6 protein-coding genes are annotated in these 6,041 nt (G+C 71.3%); 4 read left to right on the forward strand and 2 right to left on the reverse strand.

Features of this window, described 5'->3' with window-relative positions; genetic code table 11:
• Window positions 1-145 precede the first annotated feature (145 nt).
• Entirely contained in the window at window positions 146-790 is a 645-nt protein-coding gene (locus FRCN3DRAFT_RS0205845) for a hypothetical protein (RefSeq protein ID WP_232793937.1), read from the reverse strand.
• A gap of 251 nt (window positions 791-1,041) precedes the next feature.
• The gene (locus FRCN3DRAFT_RS51070; RefSeq protein ID WP_007516202.1) at window positions 1,042-1,284 is read right to left on the reverse strand and encodes a helix-turn-helix domain-containing protein; all 243 of its coding nucleotides are present in this window, start codon (window positions 1,282-1,284) and stop codon (window positions 1,042-1,044) included.
• A gap of 1,345 nt (window positions 1,285-2,629) precedes the next feature.
• On the opposite strand from FRCN3DRAFT_RS51070, the gene FRCN3DRAFT_RS0205860 reads away from it, so the two are divergent.
• From FRCN3DRAFT_RS0205860 to FRCN3DRAFT_RS42880, 4 genes are all read left to right on the forward strand, one after another.
• Complete coding sequence (locus FRCN3DRAFT_RS0205860; RefSeq protein ID WP_007516203.1) at window positions 2,630-3,661, forward strand: MinD/ParA family ATP-binding protein; 1,032 nt, start codon at window positions 2,630-2,632, stop codon at window positions 3,659-3,661.
• Window positions 3,662-3,713: 52 nt separating this feature from the next.
• Complete coding sequence (locus FRCN3DRAFT_RS0205865; protein WP_027140300.1) at window positions 3,714-4,136, forward strand: DUF6112 family protein; 423 nt, start codon at window positions 3,714-3,716, stop codon at window positions 4,134-4,136.
• 69 nt (window positions 4,137-4,205) lie between these two features.
• Complete coding sequence (locus FRCN3DRAFT_RS51075; protein ID WP_106410147.1) at window positions 4,206-4,994, forward strand: DUF8175 domain-containg protein; 789 nt, start codon at window positions 4,206-4,208, stop codon at window positions 4,992-4,994.
• A 2-nt stretch (window positions 4,995-4,996) separates the two neighbouring features.
• The coding region (locus tag FRCN3DRAFT_RS42880) for a TrbL/VirB6 family protein (RefSeq protein WP_425343318.1) at window positions 4,997-6,041 on the forward strand (1,045 nt) is incomplete at its 3' end.

The raw sequence follows: 6,041 nt of genomic DNA on the forward strand, positions 1-6,041 counted from the left end.
CCTACCCTTCGCCCTTCGCGGAGTACCTGGTTGGCGGTGTGCCGACCGCCCGGTGCCTGGTGGCCGCCTCCCGGCGCCCGCTCGACGTCCGGGCGCCACCCCGCGACGCGCGATCACCCATCATGATCGCACATTTCCCAGTCTGTCAGCGCCCGGGCGCGTCGCCCGCGTTGTCGGACAGGTCGGCGCCCGCGATCCGCCACCGGCCGGCGGTGTCGCGCAGCAGCGTCACCGTCGGAGTGGAGACGGTTTCGACGGGTGCCGAGTTGTCGGTCACGAAGACACTGCGCGCGTTCAGCAGGTAGACCACCCGGCCGGTCGCGGCGGTGTCGGCGAGTGGGGTGGCCGCGAGCACGGTGACCGTCGAGCGGGCACCATGCGCCCGCTGTTCCTCCCAGGCCTGGCCGTCCACAGCGGGAGAACCCGTGCCACCGGCCCCGCCCGAGCCGGCGCCGGCGCTGGTCAGTTGGGCGAGGAAGTCGGAGGTGAAGCAGCCGTCGGCCTGGGCGCGCTCGACCCCGGCGGCCAGGTCCGCGTCGGAGCGCGCGTCGAACGACTGCCAGCGGGCGAAGCAGTAGGTGGCGACGGCGGCCGGGTCGGCCAGGTCGGGCGGCGTGCCCGTGCCGGGCTCGCCCGCCGAGGCGGTCGCCAGCGGTGGCCCGGGTGCCTGGCTCGCGCCGGGCGGTGGCCCGGTCGTGCCCGGCGGTGTCGCCGACGAGACGGCCCGATCCGTCCGGTCGCGCAGCGCGGAACAGCCGGCAACCGAGACCGCGGCCAGTACCACCACCACGGCGGCGGCCAGGATGGCCCCAAGCCCGGATGACGCCGCCGTCCCGACGGTGGCGCGCGGCGAACGGGCAACGGCCGCGGCGGGCTGGGCCGCCGGGGCAGTACCGGCCCGAGAGGGGGCCGGGGCCGGCGCCGGGCCGCGGCCGGCGCGCATCACATCCCGCACATCCCGCACATCCCGCGCCCGTCGCACCGCCGCGCCGGATTCGGCCTCGCCCTCCGGACGAGGCCCCTCCCCGGGCGTCCGTACGCTCACTCCCGCCCGTCCAACCAGTCCCGAACCCGTCCGCGGCGGATCCGCCACTGGTGTCCCACCTTTCGGGCGGGGATGGCCCGTTCGGACAGCAGCCGCAGCACCGTGCTCTCCGAAAGCCGCAGCCAGACAACCAGCTCGTCCACCGTCAGCACGTCGTCGTCGTCAACGCGTTGCGGGTGCCGGGGCGGGACGGCGCCCGTGCCCGCCGGGTCGCGCGCCGTCGGCACGCCCTCCTGCATAGCGGCTGCCCCTTTCGAACGGGTCAGGCCACAGGACACGCGACGAAGGCGAAGCCTCGCGCGCCCAACGACCATTCAGGTGTCACAGGCCAAAGCGAGCGCGACGGTGGCGAAGCCACGCACGCCGGCAGGCGGCCGAAGACGCCGGCATCCCAGTTGCCGGTTTCGTCAGCGCCTCGGGCGGCGGGTGCCATGACGAGCACGATCGCGCCTCCTTCGGCCGCGGCATCAGAGAGGAGGGCCGCCGGCCTGGTCGCCGACCGTGACGAATCCGCGCACCGAATGCCCGGACAGGCCCGGGCTCGGATACCGGCTACGGACGGTACACCACCCTAGGTAACCATGGTTAGGCTCTGTCGGAGCTTGTCATACTTCAGCGTCTCGGGTTACCTCGATTGGACGGTAATCCGAACTAAGTAACGGTAAGTAATCTCAACCGGGGCCAACGAGCCTGAACCAGCCAGGAGGGCGACGGCACGTGAGCAATGTGCCACCGACACCGTACGGCGAGGAAGGCGACGCGCGACCGGTATCCCTCATCGGCGCACAGTTCTCCGCGACCACCCCACCGTCCGGCGAGGACAGCGGTGATCTACGTCACGGGGACGCCGACGACCCGGGCACGTCACCCTCGTCGCGGTCCGGCAGGCGCCGCCACCGGCGCGGGCGCGCGGGTGCTCCCCCGTCCACGACCGCCCCGCACGGCGACGAGGCGTTCCACCTCGATGGCCGCCCGACGGATCCCCCGCCTGCGAGCGAGGCCCGGCGAGAGCCGGCGAGGCGACCGGAGCCCGCCCTCGCGGACGTGACGACCCAGCCGGTCGCACCGCCGACCGCGCCTCCGCCCACGGTCACCCCGGCGGGCGGCGGGGCGAGCCGGCCGCCGCGGCCCGAGCCAGCCGAGGATGGCCCCCCCAGGCAGCCGTCTCCGGCGCGGACGGGCTGGCTGCCGGCGACTCCATTCGCGGCCGCGCCACGCGGTCCGGAACCGGCGCAACCAGATCCAGGCGACCGGGCGGTGCCGCCCAGGCAGCGGCCCACGGTCGCACCACCACCGCCCTCGATGCCGCCGGGCGCCGAAGCGACCTCGTTCTCGCCGCCGATACCACCAGTACCACCACCGTCGCCGGTTGCCGGTGGTCGACCGGCGGCCCGGCCGCCGACGGCCAGGCCGCGGCCGTCCGCGGCTCCGACGGCGAGCGAGGCGACGACGGTTCCGAAAGAGGCGTGGGCGAGCGCCGGCCGGGCCGAGGCGCGGACGGCCGGTCCAGCGGGCACCAGGTTGCCCGCTGTCATCGCCGGGTCGGCCGCCGCCCGCCGGCCCTCGGCGGGACCGCCACCCGCCGTGCCCGCCGACGAGGACTGGAGCTGGGACGCGGACCACGACGATGACGACCTGGCTCCGTGGGACGAGATCCCGCTGCGCGAGTCGCTCGCCGACCGGGCCGCGGCCGACCTGCCCGGGTCGTGGCGGATCGGGGTCACCTCCGCGTTCCCCTACTCCGGTACCACCACGCTGGTCGGCATCCTCGGCCTGGTGCTCACCGGGGCGCGGGGCGAGTCCGTTCTCGCCGTCGACCTGCGCCCACGGACCTGGGCGGACGAGGACCCGGACGAGCCACGCGGCGACCCGTTGTGCCCCCGGGTGGGGGCGCCCGGCGACGTCACCGTGGCGGACATCGCCCGCCGCCGCGGCGGCGCGGCCGGCGCGCTCCGCGAGCTGATCGGGGGCCCGGCCCGGCCCGGCACCCCGGAACTCGATGTCGTGCCGCTCAGCCGCGGCGAGGGGACCGGCGGCGGTTCCGGCGCGATGGTCCCCGCGGACGACACCGTCACCCCCGGGATGCTGCGAACCGCTCTCAGCCACCTAACCCGCGCCTACCCGCTGGTACTGGTGGATGCGCCCATCGACGCTCCGCTGTCCCCGACGGCGCTGCGGGCAAGCGACCTGGTCGTCGTCGTGAGCCTCGCCGCGCCGGCGGACCTCGACCGGACCGCGGCGGCGCTGCGCGACCCCGCGGCGCCCCTGCTCCCCGTCGACGCGCAGGGGCGGAGGCCGCCGGTGATCGCCGCCGTGGTCTCGCCACGGCGGGGCCGCTGGTCGCCGCGCACCAGAGCGGCCGCCGGCCGGCTGACCAGACACGTCGACGCCCTGGTCCGGATCCCCTATGAGAGCCGGCTCGACCCGAGCCGGCGCGCGCCGGTGCGCATTCCCCGGCTACGCGCCAGCACCCGGCGGTCTTACCTCTATCTCGGGGTCGCCGTGGTCGAACGGCTAGTCAGGCTCGCGGCCGAGGAATCAACCAAGACGGGCGCAACGACCAACGACACAACTCGGGGGAGCACTCCGGAAACGCTGCGGACGCCCGTCGTATGATTCGCCAGACCTGCGGTCCGTTGGGGCGCAGTGCCCGCAGGAAGGACCCATGATGATCGCCGATGTCGCATCCGCGCGGGCGACAGTGTTGCTCGCGGCGGTTGAAGTCACACCGGACCCGACGAAGGCGCCCGGCCTCAACGCCCTGAAAGACCTGGTCAACGGCCTCGCGGCTTACGCGGCCATCGCGGCGGTCGCCTCGATTCTCCTGGGCGGCATCGCCTGGGCGCTCGGCGACCGGATGGGGCTCGACCGGGCCTCGTCCGTGGGCAAGAGCGGGGTGCTCGCCGGCTGCGGGCTGGCATTCCTCGTCGGCATCGCCGCGGTGCTGGTCAACTTCTTCCTCGCGACCGGCAGCTCGGCGTCCGCCGGACCACTCGAGACCGGCGGGACCGGTAGCCCACGCCCTCCGGCGGTGGTCCAGCTGGTGGACAGCGCCGCCGTGGTCCATGACGAACCTTCCGCAAACACCTGAGATGTTCTCCAGGTACGGGCGGGCCGGTATTGGGATGATGGCCCTGCCGACGGGGAGGGGGAGTGCGCGTTGGCCGACATCATGGAGTGGGCAACCCGACGACTGGTCCTGGTGATCATCGCGGCGGTGGTCGTCACGACCGCCGTCATGCTTCCCATCGGGTTGGTCCTCGGCCGGCACTCGACGTCAGCCGACGACCGCCAGCCCTTGGGAGCCAGCACCCCTCCCGCTTCCCCGCCACCCGCCACAGCCACTGTGACCGTGGTGCCATCGCCAGCCTCTGACGGCGTGGACCATACCGCCGAACCGGCCGGCGCTCTGCCAGGCGCGCCGAGCCGAGTGAACGAGTTCGGAATTCCGGTCGGCTACCCCCATACCGAGGCCGGCGCCATCAGCGCCTGCGGCAACTACGTCTCCGCGTACAGCGACGTCCGCAATCGTGAGCCTTCACGCATCCAACTAGTGTTGAACTCAATTGCAACAGGCGACGCCGGCAACCAAGTGAGCGATCGTATAATCAAGTCAGACCAAAAAAATGCAACAAGTGTGGGCGCAAATTCAATCACGGACCCTAATTTGAACTTCAACCTTCGAGTAGTCGGATTTATCGCCAAGACGTCTTCACATGATTCTGCAACAATATCCATCTGGTCAGTCGGCGGATTTGGAATCTACGACAACACCAACCAGGTGGCCGCACCACAAGAAATTTGGGGCTCCGACGACTGCACCGTACGCTGGGACAACGAGGACTGGAAGCTCTCAGCAGCGGTCGACGGGTCTAGGGGTCCAACAATCACTCAAAGGCCGGGCGAAAATTTCCGACGGTTTTCTTACATCGGGGGTCCTTCGACATGACCATGAGCCCGTCGCAGTCACAAACCCTCGCCATTAGCTTCGACCCGTTCGGCCCTTTTAAGGACGCTGTCTCCGGGACGGCGGATAGTTTTCTTGACTCCATTGGCACGGCGTTCTGCAACATGGCGGCGGATCTGTCGTCGTCGGTGTTCAGCTTCGCGTCGCAGAAGACGGCCGTTGACCTGCGGGCCGACTACGTGGTTGAGAACTACAACATCGTCTTCGGGGTCGCGGTCCTGATCGTGACCGGCCTGTTCCTGTGTTCGTGCGTCGTGGGCGCCGTCCGTGGTGACCCGCACGTCTTCGCGCGGGCGATCGCCTCCACTGGCACGGCAATTCTTGGCTCGTTCGTCGCGCTGACCCTCCTGCAGATGGTGCTCACCGCGTCCGACGGCGTCGCCGACGCGTTCGGCGACGGACAGCCGCTGGGCGCGAGTCTCGTCGGTCAGCTGCGAGCGTTGCCGGAACAGGGCAACTTCGCGCTCGACATGGTGCTCTCGTTGCTGGTCGCGCTGTTCTCATTCGCGCTCTTCGTGGTGCTTTACATCCGGAAAGTCGTGATCATCGTCGTGGCGGTGTTCATCCCGATCTACCTCGCCGGGCAGCCCGCGATGTCGACCAGCGCCTGGATGAAGCGCGCCACCGAGATCCTCGTCGCACTCGTGTTCGCCAAGCCGGTGATCTACGTGATCTTCACCCTTGGTGCCGGCATGGCCAGTGACAGCACCGGTTCAGCGGCCGATCAGACGTTGACCATTCTCAGCGGCGTCGTCGTGATGATCGCCGCAGTGTTCTCGCCGTTCCTGCTCCTACAGCTGTTCGCGTTCGCCGATGTTCAGCTGATGCGCGCGGTCGGCAGTGCCGGCCGACGCGGCGCGGCGTCCTTCGGCCAGGGCGCGGGCGCGCTGCTTGGTTCCACGTCTCGGGACACATTCCGCGGCATTGGAGCCCGGCTGCAGACCCGCAACCGCGGCATGCTCGGCGGTGCTGGCGCGGCGTTGCCGGCCGGCGTCGGCGGCGGAGCCACCGCCGGCGGCCTGGGTCGGC

The organism is Pseudofrankia saprophytica, from assembly GCF_000235425.2.
Classification (GTDB): Bacteria; Actinomycetota; Actinomycetes; order Frankiales; family Frankiaceae; genus Pseudofrankia; species Pseudofrankia saprophytica.